Source organism: Streptomyces cyaneofuscatus (genome assembly GCF_042718795.1).
GTDB lineage: Bacteria > Actinomycetota > Actinomycetes > Streptomycetales > Streptomycetaceae > Streptomyces > Streptomyces cyaneofuscatus_A.
The window spans coordinates 164,197-183,403 of record NZ_JBHXOX010000007.1 but is presented as its reverse complement, the minus strand read 5'-3'; the positions used below and the strand labels follow the sequence as shown (position 1 = coordinate 183,403).

18 protein-coding genes and 2 pseudogenes are annotated in these 19,207 nt (G+C 71.5%); 8 read left to right on the top strand and 12 right to left on the bottom strand.

The window, feature by feature from the left end:
* Positions 1–22: 22 nt before the first annotated feature.
* The 3 genes from ACFWRT_RS09685 to ACFWRT_RS09675 form a co-directional block, all read right to left on the bottom strand.
* Positions 23–3,178, bottom strand: a complete 3,156-nt coding sequence (locus ACFWRT_RS09685) for an ATP-binding protein (protein ID WP_380951524.1) — start codon at positions 3,176–3,178, stop codon at positions 23–25.
* Positions 3,179–3,573: 395 nt separating this feature from the next.
* Entirely contained in the window at positions 3,574–4,227 is a 654-nt protein-coding gene (locus ACFWRT_RS09680) for a response regulator (protein ID WP_380951525.1), read from the bottom strand.
* Positions 4,215–5,309, bottom strand: coding sequence for a sensor histidine kinase (locus tag ACFWRT_RS09675; RefSeq protein WP_380951526.1), 1,095 nt, complete (start codon positions 5,307–5,309; stop codon positions 4,215–4,217). The genes ACFWRT_RS09680 and ACFWRT_RS09675 overlap by 13 nt, the downstream gene beginning before the upstream one ends.
* Before the next feature lie 311 nt (positions 5,310–5,620).
* Here ACFWRT_RS09675 and ACFWRT_RS09670 point away from each other — a divergent pair, with 311 nt between their 5' ends.
* Positions 5,621–6,022: a TetR family transcriptional regulator gene (locus tag ACFWRT_RS09670; protein ID WP_380951527.1), complete on the top strand. Its 402-nt coding sequence runs from the start codon at positions 5,621–5,623 to the stop codon at positions 6,020–6,022.
* Positions 6,023–6,852: 830 nt separating this feature from the next.
* On the opposite strand, the gene ACFWRT_RS09665 is transcribed toward ACFWRT_RS09670, so the two are convergent.
* On the bottom strand, positions 6,853–7,482 hold the full coding sequence (locus tag ACFWRT_RS09665) for a prefoldin domain-containing protein (protein ID WP_380951528.1): 630 nt from the start codon (positions 7,480–7,482) through the stop codon (positions 6,853–6,855).
* A 40-nt stretch (positions 7,483–7,522) separates the two neighbouring features.
* Between ACFWRT_RS09665 and ACFWRT_RS09660 the strand changes: the two genes are divergently transcribed.
* On the top strand, positions 7,523–8,047 hold the full coding sequence (locus ACFWRT_RS09660) for a restriction endonuclease (protein WP_380951529.1): 525 nt from the start codon (positions 7,523–7,525) through the stop codon (positions 8,045–8,047).
* 107 nt (positions 8,048–8,154) lie between these two features.
* Positions 8,155–9,089 (top strand): annotated as a pseudogene (locus tag ACFWRT_RS37615) (transposase).
* A 7-nt stretch (positions 9,090–9,096) separates the two neighbouring features.
* Here the strand turns inward: ACFWRT_RS37615 and ACFWRT_RS09645 are convergent.
* From ACFWRT_RS09645 to ACFWRT_RS09630, 4 genes and pseudogenes are all read right to left on the bottom strand, one after another.
* Positions 9,097–9,465, bottom strand: coding sequence for a hypothetical protein (locus ACFWRT_RS09645; protein WP_380951533.1), 369 nt, complete (start codon positions 9,463–9,465; stop codon positions 9,097–9,099).
* A gap of 142 nt (positions 9,466–9,607) precedes the next feature.
* Positions 9,608–9,937, bottom strand: a complete 330-nt coding sequence (locus ACFWRT_RS09640; RefSeq protein ID WP_380951534.1) for a hypothetical protein — start codon at positions 9,935–9,937, stop codon at positions 9,608–9,610.
* A gap of 155 nt (positions 9,938–10,092) precedes the next feature.
* Positions 10,093–10,209 carry an Lsr2 family DNA-binding protein gene (locus ACFWRT_RS09635; RefSeq protein WP_380951563.1) on the bottom strand — a complete coding sequence of 39 codons (117 nt, stop codon included), beginning with the start codon at positions 10,207–10,209 and terminating at the stop codon, positions 10,093–10,095.
* 320 nt (positions 10,210–10,529) lie between these two features.
* Positions 10,530–10,871: pseudogene (locus ACFWRT_RS09630) on the bottom strand (DUF3732 domain-containing protein); the annotation flags it as partial.
* 75 nt (positions 10,872–10,946) lie between these two features.
* On the opposite strand from ACFWRT_RS09630, the gene ACFWRT_RS09625 reads away from it, so the two are divergent.
* Positions 10,947–11,108: a hypothetical protein gene (locus ACFWRT_RS09625; RefSeq protein ID WP_380951535.1), complete on the top strand. Its 162-nt coding sequence runs from the start codon at positions 10,947–10,949 to the stop codon at positions 11,106–11,108.
* Positions 11,109–11,155: 47 nt separating this feature from the next.
* Positions 11,156–11,350: a hypothetical protein gene (locus ACFWRT_RS09620; protein ID WP_380951536.1), complete on the top strand. Its 195-nt coding sequence runs from the start codon at positions 11,156–11,158 to the stop codon at positions 11,348–11,350.
* Between the two features lie 54 nt (positions 11,351–11,404).
* On the opposite strand, the gene ACFWRT_RS09615 is transcribed toward ACFWRT_RS09620, so the two are convergent.
* Positions 11,405–14,026, bottom strand: coding sequence for a hypothetical protein (locus tag ACFWRT_RS09615; protein WP_380951538.1), 2,622 nt, complete (start codon positions 14,024–14,026; stop codon positions 11,405–11,407).
* Positions 14,027–14,174: 148 nt separating this feature from the next.
* Between ACFWRT_RS09615 and ACFWRT_RS09610 the strand changes: the two genes are divergently transcribed.
* The 3 genes from ACFWRT_RS09610 (at position 14,175) to ACFWRT_RS09600 (ending at position 16,048) form a co-directional block, all read left to right on the top strand.
* A complete protein-coding gene (locus tag ACFWRT_RS09610) occupies positions 14,175–14,378 on the top strand; it encodes a hypothetical protein (protein ID WP_380951539.1) in 204 nt (67 codons plus the stop codon).
* A 590-nt stretch (positions 14,379–14,968) separates the two neighbouring features.
* Positions 14,969–15,271: a WhiB family transcriptional regulator gene (locus ACFWRT_RS09605; RefSeq protein WP_380951540.1), complete on the top strand. Its 303-nt coding sequence runs from the start codon at positions 14,969–14,971 to the stop codon at positions 15,269–15,271.
* 345 nt (positions 15,272–15,616) lie between these two features.
* Positions 15,617–16,048, top strand: a complete 432-nt coding sequence (locus ACFWRT_RS09600; RefSeq protein WP_380951541.1) for an integrase — start codon at positions 15,617–15,619, stop codon at positions 16,046–16,048.
* 136 nt (positions 16,049–16,184) lie between these two features.
* Here ACFWRT_RS09600 and ACFWRT_RS09595 read toward each other — a convergent pair whose 3' ends face one another.
* The 3 genes from ACFWRT_RS09595 to ACFWRT_RS09585 form a co-directional block, all read right to left on the bottom strand.
* The gene (locus tag ACFWRT_RS09595) at positions 16,185–17,714 is read right to left on the bottom strand and encodes a helix-turn-helix domain-containing protein (RefSeq protein WP_380951543.1); all 1,530 of its coding nucleotides are present in this window, start codon (positions 17,712–17,714) and stop codon (positions 16,185–16,187) included.
* Positions 17,715–17,865: 151 nt separating this feature from the next.
* On the bottom strand, positions 17,866–18,063 hold the full coding sequence (locus ACFWRT_RS09590) for a DUF4236 domain-containing protein (protein ID WP_380951544.1): 198 nt from the start codon (positions 18,061–18,063) through the stop codon (positions 17,866–17,868).
* Between the two features lie 119 nt (positions 18,064–18,182).
* Positions 18,183–19,019 carry an alpha/beta fold hydrolase gene (locus tag ACFWRT_RS09585; protein WP_380951545.1) on the bottom strand — a complete coding sequence of 279 codons (837 nt, stop codon included), beginning with the start codon at positions 19,017–19,019 and terminating at the stop codon, positions 18,183–18,185.
* Positions 19,020–19,207: the final 188 nt, after the last annotated feature.

Genomic DNA, 19,207 nt, shown 5'->3' with positions numbered 1-19,207 from the left:
GCCTGGGTCCGGGCGTGGGCTGTCAGCAGCCGTCGGCGGTGGTGACCGCCGGGCGGGCGGGCGGGGTGAGCCGGACCGTACCGGTCCCCGTACCCGTGCCACTGCCGGTCCCTGCGCTGATGCCTATACCCGTGCCCGTGACGAGGGTTGGGGTGGTGCGGGTGGCGGTGGCGAAGGCCGTGCGGTCGGGGTGTCCGGTCTTCTGAAGCAGGCTCGCCACGTGCTTCTCCACGGTGCGTGGGGAGATGTGCAACAGAACGGCGATGTCCTTGTTGGCGACCCGCTCGGCGAGCAGCCTGGCGACCTCGAACTCCCGGGCGGTGATCCCGAACCGGCGCAGCACCGGCGGCACCTGCTCGGTGCCGGTGCGCCGCTGCCGGACCGTGGCCCCCATGCCGCGCAGCAGCGCGCGGCAGGCGCCGGCGGGGGCCCGCAGCCCGGCGCCGTGGAAGTACTCCTCGGCCTCGCGCAGCCACTCCACCGGGGCACCCCAGCCGTCCCGGTGCGCGGCCGAGGCGACCAGGCGCACCGCCAGGTGGCGGGCGACGGGGTGGGCGGCGGCGGCCTCCAGCGCGGCCGCCGCCGCGGCGGTCGCCTCTCCGGCGCGGCCTTCACGGCCCAGCAGTACGGCGTGCGCCAGCCCGGCGAACTGACGGTTCCAGCGGGTGCCGCCGGCGCCTGCGGTGCCAGGCAGGTGTTGCCGGCCCAGCCGCCCGGCCAACACGCCGAGCAGCACCGCCAGTCCGTAGCGGCCGAAATCGGCGGTCGCGGGGTTCTCCGCGTCGAGGGCGAGAGCCTGGGCGAGTTCCCGCTCGGCGTCGCCCGGCCGTTCCTCCAACAGTGAGCAGACGGCGCGCGCCAGCCCGAACGCCACCTGGCGCAGGCCGGGGGCGGCGTCAGGGGCCAACTCCATCCGCTCCAGGGTGTCTTCCAGCTCCAGGCGGCGGCCCTGGTGGGCCAGGCGCACCGCCTCGGCCATCCGCAGCTCGGCCAGCGCCCCCGCCAGGCAGAGCCGTTCGGCCTCGGCGGTCGCCGCGCGGATCCGCTTCCCGGCGGCCGCGAACTCGCCGCGCCGGATCTGCTCCAGGGTCAGCGCCAGACCGAGGCGCTGTGCCAACGGGGGTAAGCCCCGGCGGACCGCCTCCCGGTGGGCGTGTTCGAGCGGGGGCAGATGGCCGTCGCGGTCCGCGGCGAGCCGGGCCAACTCGGCCTCCGCGGCCAGCCGGAGCACCGGGAGGCGGTGGGCCCGGGCCAGCGTACGGGCCTCCTCCAGCCGCGCCCGGGCACCCGACTCGGCGTGTTCCTCGGCGAGTCGGGCGAGGAGGAGCAGTGCCCGGCAGGCGAGGGCGGGCAGTTCGGCGCGCTGGGCGGCGGCCCGGGCGCGTTCGGCGAGTTCGGCGGCGCTCCGCAGTCGCTCGGGCGCCAGCCGGTGGAGCTGCGCGTGCGCGGCGGCAAGGTCGACCGCAGCGGTGTCGGCGTCGGCCGGTTCACCGCCGAGCAGCCAGTGGGCGGTGTCGAGGTGCCGGGCGGTGGCCGCTAACCGGCCGGTGAGCAGGAAGAGTTCGGCCAGTCGGGCGTGGAGCCCGGCCCGGGACGAGGCGGGGAGGTCCTCGGCCGGCGCCTCCTCGCCGGTGAGCAGCGCTGCCACCGGTTGGAAGCGGGCCGCGCAGGCCGTGGCGTCCAGCAGCCGGGCCAGTACGGTGGCCCGCAGCTCGGGCGGGGTGTCCGGACCGGCCAGCCGGTGCGCCCGGTCCAGCAGGACGACCGCGCCCCCGACCCCCGTCGTACGCTCGCCCGCCGTACCGCCCCCGACCTCCGTACCCTCACCCGCCGCATCTCGGTCAGCCCCCGCACCTCGCTCCGCCCCCGCGCTGCGCTCCGCCGCGGCGCAGTACAGCCGGACGGCCTGCGCGGTGTCGCCGGCCTGGGCGTGGAGGTCGGCAGCGAGTACGCCCCAGCCGCCGGGAAGTTCCGGGTGGAGTGCCACCAGGGCGGCGACGACCCGGCGGGCGTGGCCGACGCGGCTGCCCGGTCCGAGATCGGCCAGCAGCGCGTAGCCCACCAGCGGGTGCCGGAAGGCGTACCACCGCGGGTCGTCGGCGTCCGGCACGATCAGGTGGGCGGCGGTCGCCGCCCGTACCACCGCAGTGAGTTCGGCATCCGTACAGCCGAGCGCCCGGTGCAGCACCGGCAGCGGGAAGCGCGGGCCGCAGAGTGCCGCCGCGCTCAGGAACTCCGTACCGAGCGGGGCGAGCCGGGCGGTGCGACATCGGATGCTGTCGGCGACCGCGGCGGGCGCCGCCGGTCTCCCGTGGTGGTGATGGTGGAGGTGGGGCCGGCGGAGTCGGTGGTCGTCGTCGCCACCGGGCTGCTGGAGCAGTTCGACGGCGACGAACGGGATGCCGCCGCTGTACTCCCGTACCCGGTGGGCCATTTCGGCGTCGACCTCGGCCGGGGGGATCCGGCGTACGGCGGCGACCAGCCGTCGCACCTCGCCGAGGTCGAGCGGGGCCAGGTCCAGGACGACCGCGGCGCCGCGCTGCCGCGCCCGGGCGGCGAGTTCGGTCGCCACGCAGGGCTCGCGTCGGGCGGTGAGCAGCAGGACGGCGGGCAGTTGCCCGAGGTGGTCCAGCAGGTACTCGACCACCGCCAGGGTGCCGGGGTCGGCGTCGTGCAGGTCGTCGAGGACCAGCAGCAGTGCCCCGTGCCGCCGTCCGACGACGGCGATCAAGCGCAGTACGGCCTCGGCGACCGCCAGCGGGGAGCCGGCGCCGACTCCCCGGGCACCGGTCAGCAGCCCAGTCAACACCCGGCCGTAGCCGCCGAGTTCGTCCTGCTCGGGCAGGAGTCCGGCGCGGGCCAGCGACAGCAGCGCCTCGACCAGCGGGCGGTACGGGACGACCGAGCCGACCGTGCTGGCCCGGCCGCTCGCGGTGGCCAGGTCGTGGCCGGCCGCGGCGAGCGCCACGGCGGCGAGCCGGGTCCGCCCCGCACCGGGCTCGCCGGTGACGAAGAGCGCCCCGCCCCGGCCGGCCCGCGCGGCGACCAGGGCGGCGGAGATATACCCCCGTTCGGCCTCCCGGCCGACGAACTCCGGTTGCCCGGACGGAGGTTCACCACCGCCGGAGACGGCGGGGACAGCGGGGACAGCGGCGGGGCGGACGTGGAGCTGCGTCATCTGTCTCTCCTGGGGTGGGGAAGAGAGGGCTCGGCCCGATCGGCCGTGCGGTTCCGCGGACGCGCGGGCGCGGCGCCGGGCGGAGCGAAGCGGAGGAAGCAGGCGGTACGGACGGAACAGAGCAGCGGGACGTCAGGGCGGCAGGGGCGCCGCGGGCGGGCGCCTCCCGTACCGTCGGCGCGAGGCCGGACACCGGCTCGCCCTCCCGTCGCCCCGGTGCACCGAACAGCCGGGACCGACAATAGGAGCGACGGACAGGCACTCTGTAGCCATCCGTTTGGGGGGCTTGCACGCCCCCCTCGCCCACGTAGCCCGGAACCGGAACCGACGCCAACGCCGGAACCGGCACCACCACCGGAACCGGCACCACCACCGGAACCGGCACCACCACCGGCTCACTGCCCGTCCAGGCTGTCCTCCCGCACCAGCCGGGCCAGGTCGATCTTCGTGTACGCCGGCCGGCCCGCCTGCCGGTATTTGGCCTTGACCCGGTCCAGGTAGTCCTTGGCCGTGTGCACCGTGATGCCGGCGCGCCGGGCGGCGGACTTCAGCGTCATCCCGGACGCGTAGTCGAGCAGGATCTGCCGCTCCCGGGGCGAGAGCCGGGGGCGGGTGGGGCTGTCGTCGTGCGCGCAGGCGAAGGCGAGTTCCGGGGAGTGGGCGCCGCGGCCGGCGGCGACGTCCTCGATCGCGGCGACCAGGGTCGGCAGGTCGTTGTCCTTGGTCAGATAGCCGTCCGCGCCGGCCCGTACCGACTCGATGATCCGGACCCGGTCCGGGACGGTGCTGATCACCAGCACCCGGCTCCCGGAGCTCAGCAGCAGCCGGATGTTGTCGACCGGGTCGGACCCGTCGCCCAGCCGGAGGTCGAGCAGGACCACGTCGGGCGGGGCGTACGGCAGCTCCGGGTCCGGCGGGCGTAGCAGCTCCGCGGGGGTGGTCGCGGTGGCCACCAGCCGCAGTCCCGGCACCCCGCCCAGCCAGACCCGCATGCCGTCGGTGAGCATCCGGTCGTCGTCCACCAGCGCGAGCGTGATCACCCGGGCCATCTCAGCTCCACCCGTACGCCCTCGCCGGGTTCGGTGTCCAGCTCGGCCCGGCCGCCCACCGCGGTCATCCGCTTGCAGACCGAACGGCGCAGCCCGAGGCCGGGTTCGCACCGCTCGGGATCGAATCCGCATCCCCGGTCGACGACGGTGACCACGACGGCCCCGGGCCGTTCGGGGTCCCCGGTGGCGGTGAGGTAGGCGTGGTCGGTTCCCGCGTGCCGGTGCACGTTGTTCAACGCCTCCCGGACCGCGTCCGCGAGGGCGACGGAGACCTCCGGCGGCACCTCGGGCAGGGCGTGGTAGCGGACGGTGACCCGCAGCCGCAGGCTCTCCGCGGCACCGACCACCTCCTCCAGGGCCTCGCCGATCCCCCGGTGGTGGACCTCGTCGGCGGTCTGTTCGATCAGCCGGCGTAGATACGCCGCCTCGCGGGCGCAACGCTCCTGCACCTGGGGGGTGTTGGCGTCCACCCCGCCGGTGGCGAGGGTGGTCAGGGTGGCGAGGACGGTGTCGTGCAGCAGCCGGTGGTGTTCCAGCCGCTCGACATAACGGGCCCTGGTCGCCTCGGCGGCCAGCGCGCGGGCGTTGGCGTCGTCCAGCAGGCGGCCCTGGCGGCGCAGGTACCACCAGAAGACCCAGGCCATCGCGGCGGAGGACAGCAGCGAGTTGGTGTGACCGAGGACGACCGCGGTGCTGGCGTCCACCAGCCGGTAGCCCAGCAGATGGGTGGCGGCGAGGAGGACGACCACGCCGATGACCTGGAGCCGGTCCAGGACGAGTGCGGCGGTGGCGCACCCCGAGCCGCCGAGCAGCATCGCCCAGCCGAGCGCGGCGGAGTCCTCGGCGCCGCCCCAGGCGTACAGGGTCAGCGGCAGCGCGACCCCGTTGACCAGGACGTCCGCCCAGATGTGCCGCCGCTCGAACCAGCCGCGCCGCAGCGCCGTGCCGTGGACGAGCGCGCTCAGCCCCAGGGCGAGCGCGAGCAGCGCGTACGGTACCGGCTGGTCGCGTTGGTGCTGCAGGACCGCGACCAGGCCCACCGCCAGATGGCTGACCCGGTAGAGCAGGGTGGCCAGCACCATGAAGGACCTGGCCCGCTGCAACCCCGAGCCCGCCGCGGTCCGTTCACGCGGCAGTCCGGGTCGCCGTAACCATAAGGGCACCGCCGACAAAGCCATGCCACGCCTCCCTCTCCGTGGCGCCGCGCGGCCCGGTGCGGGACGGGACGGGGGCCGCGGCGCCGGTACGTGTCCACGACGCCACGTATTCTGCCCCAGCATGTCCATGCCGAGCGCATTCCGTCGGGGACCGGCCATGTCCGGAAGATCCACTTCCGCAACGCTGCCGTAAAACGCCGGCGGTAGCGGCGACGGGAGCAGCCGGCGCAGCGGCGATGGCGGGCACCGCGACAGGCAGCGCGGCGGCACGGCGTACGCAGGCCGAGCGCCGGGCGCACAGCCGGGACGCGCTGCTGGCGGCCGCGGCGCGCGGCCTGGCACACCACGGGTACGCCGAACTCTCCCTGACCCGGGTCGCCGCGGAGGCCGGCTACACCCGCGGCGCGCTCCACCACCAGTTCGCCGGCAAGGAGGATGCGGCGCCGGCGGTCGTGGGCTGGGTGCGGCAGACCTGGTGGGAGAAGGTCGGCCGGGTACTCGACTCTCCCGCCGGCCCGGGTGGCCCCGGCGATCCCGGTGCCCCGCCGAGGTCACCCTCACCGAGCGCGCCGTACGAGGTGTCCCTCGGACTCCCCCCGGCCACACCGTCCTCGGCCGCACCGCGCTCCGGGGCGTGACCGCGCCCTGCCCCGGGGGCGTAACCGGACCGCCCTCCGCGGCCTGCAGTGGGGAACAGGACTGAGAACGGGGGCGGCGCGGCGATGGAGCGGGTGGAGCCGATCGGCCCGTGGGGCGCGGTGTTCGTGGCGACCTTCGGGCTGGGGAAAGACCGGCCAAGGTGTACGAGGTCGTGTCAACGTAGACGACTTTGCAAGAAATGCCAGGTCAGAGAGGTGATTACCCGTGGCCGTGGCCCTTGCCAACGTTGGTTTCTCCACCGCTGTCGAAGCCCTGCGGCTGCGCGAACGGCAGCCTGCCCCGACAGCCCTCACTCCGGCCGCCGCACCCCTCCCTGACCCGCTGAGTAGCAGGCCGAACGGGGTGCGGCGGCATCCTCACATCAAATGTCGCGGAAGAGACCAGCGAGCGCTGTGACCTGCCGTGATGAGTGCGCAATGGTCGCTGACCTGCGTGAATGGTCTTTCGGTTCTTTCACGCTCGTGCCGGTTGATGGAGCTGGAAGTCCCAGAAAAGTCCCAGAGGGATCCCACTACTGACGGGTGCCTTTCGGCTCTATACGGCACTACGGGCTCGTCGGCCGCCTCCTTCGCCACGAGAGCGAACCTGCTCGTCGAGCACCGGCGCTCATGATGCCTTGTGGGATCGTCCTGATGATCGACGACAACTCCCCGGCCGCCGATGGCAGTGAGCCGACAGTGTCGGTCGACCCTCGCGCGACCTGGGGACGAGCGGCCTGTCGCGCGAGCCCGGCGAGCGAAGGCACAGGAGCTGACGGAGCGGGCTATCGCCGAGGGCTGCGTGCGCAGAACTCCCAATGAAATGATCTTTAGGGGGTCAGGCGCCGAACCGGGCGGCGATGGCGTCGCGCGGGGGAGCGGACCGGCGCTCGCCCGTCGGGGCGTCGTTGCGCTCGGCGCCGCCGCGCGGCGGTCCGGTCGGGGCCGCGTGTTACAGGTGGGGGCGTCCTCAACCGCAGCATTGTTCGCAGCGCCGAGCGTGCCGTCTCCTCGGCCAGATCAAGTTCGGAGATTGCCGGGACGAAAGAGTGGCTGTTCAGCAGCCGGTCGGCGCGGGGGCCCTGCTCGCCCGCGGCCCGGTAAGCGGCGAGCTTGACCGGGTCCTGCCCGGCCTCGGCCCCGTCGGGGTTGAGCGCCTTGTTCACGGGTTCGAGCGCTGCCTGCAATTGGTCGCGCTGCTCGGCTGCCTCGGGCGCCTGCTGCTGCGCGGTGACGAGCTGCTGCTCGTCGGCCGGGTCCGCGGTGGGCGGTGCGGGCGGGGCGTCTCGTTCCGTGTTCGGCAGGTGCGAGCCCTGCTCGCCGGACGGGGCTGGCGGTGCGCTCGGGTCACCGCCCGTGCTCGAGCCGCCCTTGATCGGCCAGATCGGGCGGCTGTCGCGGCGGAAATCGAGGGCACTCCCGCCCGCGCGGGCGTGGACGGGCAGAGCGGAAGTGTTCATCTGAACAGTTCCTGTCAGAGGGGCGGGGTACCTTCAGCCCGTGCGAGATGCAACGGGACAAGAAGCAGAAGCCGAATGGCTGCGGTTCGAAAAGCAGATTGCGGAAGAGGCGCGCCGCATGTACCCGGATGCGCGGGTGGAGCACAACGCCAACGTCATGGGGCGGATCAGCAGGAAGCCGCGGCAGATAGATGTTTTGGTGACAGCGAACGTCGGGCCGCACGAGATCATGATTGTGATCGAGTGCAAGTGGCGTCGCCGACGGGTCGACGTCGGTGTCATCGACGGGCTGATCGGCAAGCTGGAAGACGTTGGCGCCGACCGAGGTGTGCTGTTCGCGAACCTCATCCCGACAGAGGCGGCGCGTCAACGCATGGAGAATGCGACCCAACCGCGCCTTGAGGGCTATGTCTTCAGGCTTGAGCCGCGCCTCTCAAGAGCTGAGGCAGAAGAGATTGTGTTTCAACATGACCTGTACCATTTCGACGATGATTCGATCCCGTCGGCAACTGAGGCCAAGCTCAAGGATGCCTTTGAACGGTTGCGGTTCGACGCTACTTGGTGAACGGCTTACGTGGCCGAGCGTCTCGGTCCGGGTGGCGTGCTACTGAGGTTGAACTCGTGGAGTCGTAGGGGCTGACGAGTGGTTGTCGGCTGGGGTATCACCGATGTATGCGGTATCCACAAGGGGGCGGGTTGACCGCCGAACGGCAGCGGTTTCGCGAGGAGTTACGGCTTCAGGCGGGCGAGAGGTTCGCCGGCGGTGAGTCGAGTTCGGCCATCGCCAGAGACTTGCGGGTCAGTGTGTGGTCGGTGCAGCGGTGGCGGCAGATATGGGAGGGCGGTGGTCCGCGGGCACTGCGGTCGCAGGCGCCGGCGTCGCTGCCGAGGCTGAGCGAGCGGCAGTTCGCCCAGCTGGAGGGGGAGCTGGCCAAGGGGCCGGCCGCGCATGGCTGGGAGGATCAGCGCTGGACCCTGAGCCGGGTGAAGACGGTGATCGGCCGACGGTTCCACCTCACCTACACCATCCAGGGTGTGCGCAAACTGCTGGTGCGTAACGGCTGGTCCTGCCAGGTCCCCGCCCGGCGGGCCATGGAGCGTGACGACGAGGCGGTCGCCGGGTGGGTCAAGGAGGTTGGGAAAACGAGCGCGTGACCTGCCCGAATGGTCGCACCAGTAGATCGTGGGCCGTTCACAACTCACAGCGGCGGATGCCTGTGCTCCGGGTCGGCTTCTCGGTCCTGGACTGCCGCCCCTGCCCGCACCGGCGTGACTGCCTGAGCACACCAACAACGCAGCGACGACAGATCACGCTCCGGCCACGCGCAGAGTACGACACCCTCCGGCAGACTCGTGTTCTCCAGCAGACCGACGAGTGGAAAGAGCGCTACAAGATGCGTGCCGGCGTCGAGGGCACCATTGCTCAAGGCGTCCAACGTTGCGATATGCGTAGGTCCCGCTGTCGCGGCCTGACCAAGACCAGCCTCCAGCACCAACTCACGGGCGCCGCCATCAACCTCGCCCGCATCGACGCCTGGCTCTCCGGTACCAGCCATGCCCGCACGCGCGTCTCACACTTTGCGGCTCTTCAGCAGAGTGAGGGCTGAGCAGTGCTCACGGATTGATGGCTCCAGTACCGCTTACGGCTTTGCCGATGTCGGATGGCCAATTGGGCCTGTATCGGGCAACGAAGTCGGCGAAGTCCTCGCACAGGAACCGCGGGTCAGAGGGCTTCAGCCGTATCTGCTGGTGACCGCTGTGCACCCACCAGACCTCGAACTCGGTCACTGTTCCCTCGACAGGCCAGTCTTCGCTTCGCCGACGAGGCAAGAGCACGACGTCGACGAACCCTCCGACACTGAGGCCAATGTCCACGAAGACACCAATCGCCCCCGGCCTGGGCACCCGGACGACAGTGCCCATGAAGACCTGACCGAAGCGCAGCTCACCTTGAACTCGCTCCCACTCTGCTTCCGTCACCACTTACGCATCCTCGCACCTCAGCACTGGCCTGGACAGGAGAGCCCGGTGCGAGCTTCAACTCACACCGGGCTCAACTTCTGAATTCGCCAACAGCGTCCTCTCGGTCGGGGCACGGCGCTGGGGTTGGTCGGGTGTGGGTGGGTCACTCGCCGCTGGTGGACTGGCGCTGCTCGAACACGTGGAGGAGGTCGTCGATCTCATCCGGTGCGGGCGCGGTGCCGACCCAGGTGCCGGTCTCGGTGAAGACGTCCGCGGCGTCGGTGCCGGCGTCGAACCAGCAGACGTAGAGGCCGTACCGCTCCAGCACCGCCGTGAAGGCGCCCGGGTCGGTGAGAAGGGGCGCGGTCTCCAGTACGGCGAGTGTGCTGACGGCCAGCCACACCGGATCGTCCGGTGTGCGGGGAAGGTGGAGGTGGCCGGTGACGCGGAGCTTGTCGCCGGGGACCAGGTCGTGGAGGACGTGACCCCGCACGGCAGCACCATCTCGTCGGTGCGCTCGTCGGTGCGCTCGTCGGTGGGGGAGACGGTGTTTACGGAACCGGGCCGTGCTGCCGTGCAGGTTGGTTGCCGGGCACGGAGGCCTCCTCCAGGAAGCCATCCAGGACTATCGGTTCGGTGTCCACGAGGTCAGCCGCCCTTCCGGGAAGGGGCCGGGTGGGTGGCGTCGTACGCCTCCTGGACTCGCTTGGGCACCTTGCCCTGGTCGGCGACCTGGTGGCCGTTCTCCCGCGCCCAGGACCTGATGGCGGCGAACTCCTGGCGGCTGCGGCCGCTGCCCGATCCCGTACGCGGCGGGGGGACCGGGGGCCGTGGTGCAGGTTCCGGTCTTCACCGTGCGCAGTTCGTGCTGCGCCTTCTCCAGGTCGGCCTTGGCCCTGGCGACCTTGTCCTCGGCCTGGCACCGTGTGGCTTCGGTGTCGCGGCGCTCGCGGTTGGCGCGGTTGCGTACGACGGCAGCCAGGTGGGCGGTGGCCCACTCCAGGGGTTCCGGCACCGCGTTGGAGACGCTCCCTGACGACTTGATGCATGAGTTCGAAGAGGCGGGTGACGGTCACGCGGTCTTCGTCCAGGGTGGTGTCCTCCAGGCGTCCGCGCTGCTTGGCCGTGTCGGAGGGGTAATAGGGCTGGGCCGGCTGGTCGAGCATGAGGAAGCGGGGGACGGGCCGGCTGTTGGCGACGAAGTACTGGTGGAGAGCGAGGTGGGCGGCCACGTGGTAGCCGCCGTGGTTCTTGCCGCTGCCGATGCGGAGCAGTTCGGTGATGCCCTCGAGCGTGTTGGCGACTACGGTGAGCTTCTTGAGGTCCAGACGGATGAGACGGTCGCCGTGTTCGAGTTTCAGGATGCGGGCGTGGCCGGTCATCTGGCCGCCGAGGTAGCTGAGACCGTGAGTGAGTCTGTCGTCGATGGTCTCGGTGTCGAGCTGCTCCTCGAGGCCGTCGACGAGCCGCCGGGCGGCGGCATCTGATTCCAGGCGCTGCAGGTGTCCGCTATCGGAAGCGACGCCTATCTGGCCCAGGTAGGCACTGATCCTGCCGCGGGTGTAGGCCAGGGCTTCGGCCTGTCCTTGAAGGCCGACCAGCTGGTTGCGCCGTTCGGCGATGATGCTGAGGGCGCCTTCGATGCCGCGGAGGTGTTCGCGTAGGCGCGTCGCCGTCTGCTCGATCTCGCGGAGGGCCTGCTCGCGGCGGGTTGGACGGTCTGGACGCTGTCGAGCTGCCCTCGGAGGTCTGCGAGCCCTACCGGGGCGTGCGCCCGATGTACTTCCCCCTGCTCACCCACGAGCCGGTCGACGTCCGGCTCCTCGCCCTCGGGCTACACCGCGACCCGACGCTGCGCTGGATCGGCATGATCCCCGCCGACCCCCACACCGCCACCTTTGCCTGAGACGCTGCGAGGCTTCTGCCGTCCGTCAGATGGCCGCTGGGCGACAGGACGGGGTCACTCCCACGGGGGAGTGGCTGTTCCGTCTGGCTCAAGACCCCAGGGTCCCAGCGCGCGCAACACATCAATGAGCACTTGCGAGTCGCCGTCGAGCCCGCGGTCGGCGGCTTCGAGGGCCAGAGTCTCGGCGCCCACCTGGTCTCCTGCCTCCACCCGCCATTCGGCCAGGAAAGCCAAGGCATCGGTGTTACCACGGTCGGCGGCTTCCCGCATCATGGTTTCGGCGCCCGCCAGGTCCCCGTCCCTCGCCAGCCATTCGGCCAGGCGCGTCAGAGCGTCGGTGTTGCCGCGGTCGGCGGCTTCGCGGGCCAAGGTTTCGGCGCCCACCTGGTCCCCGGCCTCCGCCAGCCAATGAACGACGAAGACCAGGGCTCTGGTGTAACCGTGGTCGGCGGCTTTCCGCATCATGGTTTCGGCGCCCACCAGGTCCCCGGCCTCCGCCAGCCATTCGGCCAGGACGGTCAGGGCGAAGGGCTCACCGCGGTCGGCGGCTTCGCGGGCCATGGCCTTGGCACCCGCCAGGTCCCCCTCCTTCGCCAGCCATTGGGCCACGAAAGCCACGTGTCTGGTGTCGCGGTGGTCGGCGGCTTTCCGCATCATGGTTTCGGCGCCCGCCAGGTCCCCGTCCTTCGCCAGCCATCCAGCCAGGAAAGCCTGGGCGAAGAGGTCGCCGCGGTCGGCGGCTTCGCGGACTAGGGCCTTGGCACCCGCCCGGTTCCCCTCCTTCGCCAGCTCTACGGCCCGAACAACCAGATGTAAGGAGTCGCCAAGTTCAGCGGCTTCGCGGGCCAGGTTCTCGGCGCCCGCCAGGTCGCCGTCCTTCGCCAGCGATACGGCCAGGACGGTCAGGCCGAAGGGGTCACCGTGGTCGGCGGCTTCGCGGGCCAAGGGCTCGGCGCCCGCCCAGTCCCCGAATAGCCCCCGCCGGACTGCCAGGACGGCCAGGACGTTGGCGTCGCCGCGGTCGGCGGCTTCACGGCCCAGAGCCTCAGCCCCCGCCCGGTCCCCTGCATCCTCCCGCCATCGGGCCAGGAGGCCTAGGGTGCCGGTGTCGCCGTGGTCGGCGGCTTCGAGGGCCAGGGTCAGGGCGCCCGCCCAGTCCTCGGCATCCTCCCGCCATTCGGCCAGGGAGGTCAGGACGTCGGTTTTGGCGCCGTGAGCGGCGGCGCGTAGGCCGAGGTGGCGGGCCCATCGAAGGCGGTGACGCTTGAAGGCTGCGCTGGTGAGGGTGTTGAGATCGTCGGGGTCGGTGAGGTGGGTGTGGGCGGCGTGCCAAAAGGAGGCGGGCGGGCAAAGGCGGTGGCGGTGGGTGCGGCCGTGCTGTTCGAGGTAGTCGGCGAGACGCAGCAGCGGTCCCGCGAGGGACGGAGTAGAGCGGGCGGCGGGGGCTGGCACGGCGGGGTTTCGCGGGGGACGGGTGTTGGTGTGGCGCAGGGGAGCTTGTTTGCCGTGGACGGGTTCGGCGACTTCGGCGTAGGCCTGTTCGGCCCAGTCGTCGGCGAGGTGGTCGTAGTCGGTGTCGCTGAGGTAGTCGGTGGCCGCGTCGGTGAGGAACGCCTGGGGCAGGTGCAGCCCGACATCGAGGCGGCGCGCGTCCATCGCCGCCTCCAGCAAGGCCTTCCCCCCTGGGCTTGCGTTGTTGTACCGGTCCAGCAGAGCGGGGGCGCCCGCGAGGTCCTGGGTGACGCGACCGTGATCGCGGGCGCGGGTGAGGGCATCGGTGAGGAGTTCATCGCCCGCCTCCGCGAGCCTCGTGGCTGCGGCAAGGGCAGGACCGTCGAACATTTCGGGGACGGTCAGGGTGCGGCCGGCGAGGAGTTCCCGCACCCGGCTGAACGGATCCCGCCCACCCGGCGCGGGCAGAGCCGTGTACTCCTTCGCATACTCGGTCCAGAGCGTCCCCAGCACGAGGACCGGCCCGCGTTCCGGTGCGACGAGGAGATTGTGGAGGGCGGCGGCGATCCGTTCCCCGGCTTCGCGGTCGCCCAGGTAGTGCTGGGCTTCGTTAAGCCATACGACCGTGCGGGGCGCGACCTGGTGCAGGTCCTCCAGCGCGGCTTCCGCGCGGGTCGGGTGGAACGGATGCCACAGCCGCCACCCCGACTCAGCAGCGAGGGGCTGCACGGCCTCCCAGCACGCCCGGGTCTTGCCCGTCGACGAGCTGCCCACCAGCAGTACCAGCCTGCTGCGCCCGGCCCTCACGTCGGACACCGCGGCGGCGAGCACCTGGTCGTGTGCGCGCGGCACGTATCCGGGCAGTCCGTGCGCGGCCCGCGCGGCGCCGCCGGATCGTGACACCGGCTCGCCAGGGCCCGCAGGGTGGACCTCCAGGTCGTGGGGATTCCAGTCTCCGACCGGCCGCCCCGGCCCCTCCGCCGGTGGGGCCCCAGCCTCCTGAGCAGCCGTCCGACGGAGGTCCAGCAGTTCGTCGACCGGGAGCTTCAAGACGCGGGCGATCCCTGCGACCGTCTCCGCGGACGGGACCGGTTTCCCGGCCGAGAACGCCTCCGACACAGCTGTGCGCTTCCGCCCTGACCTGGTGCCCAGTTGGCTCTTGGTCAGCCCGGACTTGGCCAGTCCGTCTTCCAGCCGCGCACGCAGTTCGTCGAGTGCCGACACGCGGCTGCTTCCTTCGTCGTCCATCGATCCGCCCCCGGGGGTGCCTGTCTGTTCGTCGTTGTTCATCTTCGTCCCTGCGGCCCACGGCGAACACCGTTTTCGCGACCTTCGAGCACGTCAGCACCCCACCACGTTCAAGGAGTCCGCCGTGCTCGCCACCGTCGTCATCGCCATCGTCCTGGTCACCGTCATCGCGCTGCTGATCGCCGCCGGCGCGGCCAAACTCGCCCGCCTGGACGGCGCCACCTACCCCGCCGCCCTCACCCGCGCCGCCGCCGCGTTCGCCACCGTCCTCACCCTCGCCGCCGCGGTCACCGCTGCCCTCGCCGCTCTCGCGGCGTTGCTCGGCTGACGACGAGGCGGGGCCACCCCGTCGTGGATGCGCCGGAAGGTCCGAGCCTTCGGTGCTCGGCGGGTTCAGCCACGCCGCAGATCGCGGCGCCGCACCCAGCCGCCGCAGCCCGCGGGCGGGGGAGAGGTCCTCCCGGCAGGCGTCGAGGAACACATTCCGGGCGGCGACCACGGCCTCAGCGAGTTGCTGGAAGCGCGCACGGTTCTTGGTCGCCAGGTCGATGTCGCTGGTCGCCGCGACCACAGTTTCCGCCGCCGCGATGGCGGGCTCCGTCGCGCACAGTCGGACCCCGTGGAGGGTCACCCTCAAGCTGGTCGGTCACCTCACCTGCCGGCTGCGGCTGATCGCGATTCTCGCGAAGGGTCCACAGCGATCTGTCACAGAGGTGTAGCGGGGTTGTTGCTGCCGGAAGCTATCGCTGAAAGGAGTAGGGGCACACCCTTGCGATCACCACCCGAGTGGTGATCGCGGAGGATGTACGTTCGCTGACCGGGTACTGGGGGTGCCTGGCGGTACGGCGTGGGCGTTTCTTCGCCCGATCCGCCGACGACTACGCATCACGCCGAAGCTGCCCCCGGGAGAGAAAGAACGTGACCTACGCAAGGACATCGTGGAGCGAGAACGCGGCTTGCCGTAACACCGACCCGGAGGCACTGTTCGCGGACAGTGCCACACAGAACCGTGCCAAGGCGATTTGCTTGGGCTGCTCGGTGCGCGCCGAGTGGCTGGCCGAAGCGCTCGACAACCGCGTGGAATTCGGGCTGTGGGGCGGCATGACGGAACGCGAACGCCGGGCCCTACTGCGGCGCCGACCCGATGTCGAATCCTGGCGGCAGCTCCTGGAGATCGCACACTACGACCACGACCGGCCACGAAGGCCGCAAGCCTGCTGACTCTCGAGCCACCACTGCGAGCCGGTGCGCGCTCACAGACGCGGCCCAGCTGCGCGCACGGCGCAGTTCCCGTTGCCGAAGTGCCGTACCGCTGTCCCCAAGAGGCCGAAGCGGGGCACCACCGCCGTTCTTCGCCGTGACGGCCGACGGGCAGAAGGTGATAAGCAGAGGAGTGGACCCCTCGGCCCGAAGCGACGCTTGGTCTCTCGACCTGCCCATCTACAGGCCACGGCATGAAAACGGTCCGCCAACTCCGTCGGCGGACCATCGTGAACCTTCGAACTGAGCCGTGCTTTTCAGGACGGGCCACTGCCGGCCAGCGTGGCCCGGGCCATCCGGCAACACATGGAGCAGTTCGCGCCGGTCCCGGTCACGCTGCCCTGGGACGACCCGACTCCTGCCGAGAGGCCGGTGGAAGCCAAGCACCGACGGCCCAGGGCCCACAGCCTCCTGGTGACGGGACGCGAGCGGAAGGCCATCAGCCAGGACTACTTCAACTCCCACGTGTGGAAGCCCGCTCTGGCCACGGCCGGTGTGATCGCCGCGCTGGACGAGGGCACCGATGGTGCTCGCGTGTGGGAACCGTCCCGAGAACACGGCTTCCACGCCCTGCGCCACTTCTTCGCCTCCGCGGAGCTGGCGGCCGGCGAATCGGTCGTCTCCCTGGCACGCTGGCTGGGGCACTCCGACCCCGGGTTCACGCTGCGGAAGTACTCCCACTTCCTGCCCCGCGCCGGCGCACGGGGAAGCGCCGCCATCGACGCGATCTTCGCGTAGCCGCGACCGGTCCGCTGGGCCCGTGGCTCGTAGCCCGCCGCAGGCCCAAAGTCCCGGAGAAGTCCCAGACATGCCGCCCCACCCCTCCCTGACCCGCTAAATGTCAGGTCAGATGGGGTGCGGCGGCATCGTCGTGTCAAATGTCCCGGAAGATCTCGATCTGCGCCCCCACCGAGTTGAGCCGCTCCGCCAGCTCCTCGTACCCCCGGTTGATCACATAGACGTTGCGCAGTACGGAGGTGCCCTCGGCCGCCATCATCGCCAGCAGCACCACCACGGCGGGCCGCAGTGCGGGCGGGCACATCATCTCGGCGGCGCGCCAGCGGGTGGGGCCTTCGACCAGGACCCGGTGCGGGTCGAGGAGTTGGAGGCGCCCGCCGAGGCGGTTGAGGTCGGTGAGGTAGATCGCGCGGTTGTCGTAGACCCAGTCGTGGATCAGGGTCTGGCCGTGCGCGGAGGCCGCGATGGCCGCGAAGAACGGGACGTTGTCGATGTTGAGGCCGGGGAACGGCATCGGGTGGATCTTGTCGATCGGCGCCTCCAGCTTGGAGGGCCGGACCGTCAGGTCCACCAGCCGGGTGCGGGTGTTGTCGGCCGCGTACTCCGGGGTGCGGTCGCAGTCGACGCCCATCTCCTCCAGGACCGCGAGCTCGATCTCCAGGAACTCGATCGGCACCCGCCGGATGGTGAGTTCGGACTCGGTCACCACTGCGGCGGCCAGCAGGCTCATCGCCTCCACCGGGTCCTCGGAGGGGGAGTAGTCCACGTCCACGTCGATCTGCGGGACCCCGTGCACGGTGAGCGTCGTCGTGCCGATGCCGTCGACCCGTACGCCCAGCGCCTCCAGGAAGAAGCACAGGTCCTGGACCATGTAGTTGGAGGAGGCGTTACGGATGACCGTCGTGCCGTCGTGGCGTGCCGCGGCCAGCAGGGCGTTCTCGGTCACGGTGTCGCCGCGCTCGGTCAGCACGATCGGCCGGCCGGGGGAGACCGAGCGGTCCACCTGTGCGTGGTACAGCCCCTCCGTGGCGGCGATCTCCAGGCCGAACCGGCGCAGCGCGATCATGTGCGGCTCGATCGTGCGCGTACCCAGGTCGCAGCCGCCCGCGTACGGCAGGGTGAACTGCTCCATCCGGTGCAGCAGCGGGCCCAGGAACATGATGATGGAGCGGGTCCGGCGCGCGGCGTCGGCGTCGATCGCCTCCATCTCCAACTGCGCGGGCGGCACCAGCTCCAGGTCCACGCCGTCGTTGATCCAGCGGGTGCGCACCCCGATGGAGTTCAGCACCTCCAGGAGCCGGAACACCTCCTCGATCCTGGCGACCCGGCGCAGGACCGTGCGGCCCTTGTTGAGCAGCGAGGCGCACAGCAGCGCGACACAGGCGTTCTTGCTGGTCTTGACGTCGATGGCGCCGGAGAGCCGGCGGCCGCCGACGACCCTCAGGTGCATGGGACCGGAGTAGCCGAGCGACACGATCTCGCTGTCGAGGGCTTCGCCGATGCGGGCGATCATCTCAAGACTGATGTTCTGGTTGCCGCGCTCGATGCGGTTGACGGCGCTCTGGCTCGTGCCGAGTGCCTCGGCCAACTGCGTCTGTGTCCAGCCCCGGTGCTGCCGGGCGTCACGGATGAGCTTGCCGATGCGTGCGAGGTAGTCGTCTGACATGGCGGCAGGTTATCTCAGATATGAGATGAGGCTGATGCGGGGGTGTGCTGTTCGAGTGAGGCGAGTGCAACGATCGCCCCGCGCCGCCATCGTCCCCCGAACGGGGCGGTGAGGCGCGGGGCGATCGGCCGTACGGGGGGCGCGGCCCGGCTCAGCTCCGACGCTTACGGGTCGTCTTCCGCCAGCCGAACGGGCCCGGCAGGTCCATGGACGTGGTGCGCCGGCCGGTGCTGCTGACCGTGCGCCGCGGACCGCGACCGCCGCCGGTGGTGACCGACCAGGAGCGGCGGTTGATGTTGAGCCGCACCCCGGGAAGGATCTGGAAGCTCTTACGGAAGGTGATCGCCATGTGGGTCTCCTTGTGTCAGAACCCACAGGTATCCCGAAGCGGCGGGGATATGCCTGCCCGCCCCTACGAGGCCCTGGCTGCCCCCGCCCCGGCCGCCCCCGCCCCGGCCGTCCCCGACCTCAGCCCGCCCGGGCCGCCAGCCACTCCAATGCCTCCGCGCCCGCCCCGAGCACGGAGATGTGCCCGTCCGCCGGGCGCACCCGCAGCTCCGCCGTCGGGCAGCGCTCCGCGAGCCAGCGGCTGTGGGCGGCCGGTGCTATCCGGTCCTGGCCGCCGTGGAGCAGGAGCAGGGGCGCGGTGATCCGTGCGGGGTCGAAGCCCCAGGGTGCGACGTACGCCAGGTCATCGGTGATCAGGCCGTCCGGCCCGGCCTCCAGAGCGGGCCCCACCACCTCGTCGAACCAGGACCAGTCACCGGCCAGCGCCTCGTGGTCGGCGTCCGTGAACATCTCCGGGCTGTAGCCTGCGGCCGCCTCGTACGCCTCCTTCGCCGCACGCCCTTGGGCGGCCGCCCGCAGCGAGGCGGCCGAGGACGGCACCATGCCCGCGAACCAGTCAAGCCCCTCGGCGCCGTACGGGGCGAGTCCCGCAGCCGTCACCACAGCGAGGACCCGGTCGGGCAGCAGGGCGCCGCAGGCCAGTGCGTGCGGGCCGCCGCCGGAGTGGCCGAGGGTGGCGAACCGGTCGATGCCGAGCGCGTCGGCGACCGCCCGCGCGTCCGCTGCCGCCGACGCGACGTCCCGGCCGGGGAGCGGGGACGAACCGCCGTAGCCGGGACGGTCGTACGACACCCAGCGGACGGACAGCCTCTCGGCGGCGGCGAAGAGCGGCGCGGGCGGCGAGCCGGTGTTCGGCGTGCCGTGGTGCCAGAACACCGCGAGTCCGTCGCCGCCGGTGTCGTACACATGGAGCGTGCGGCCGTCCTCCAGCCGTAGATCGCTCTCCGTGACCCTCACTCCGCCACCCCTCCGCCGCGCAGAACATTCCCGGCGCACGACCTTATCGACCGGCTATGACAACACCGACCGGCTGTGACTACACCGACCGGCTACGACGACAGAGGTCTCGCCGATCACTCCGCCCGCAGAGGCAACCCACAGGTTCGCCTCCCCGTCTCGATCTCCGAGAGCGCGTTCGAACCGGT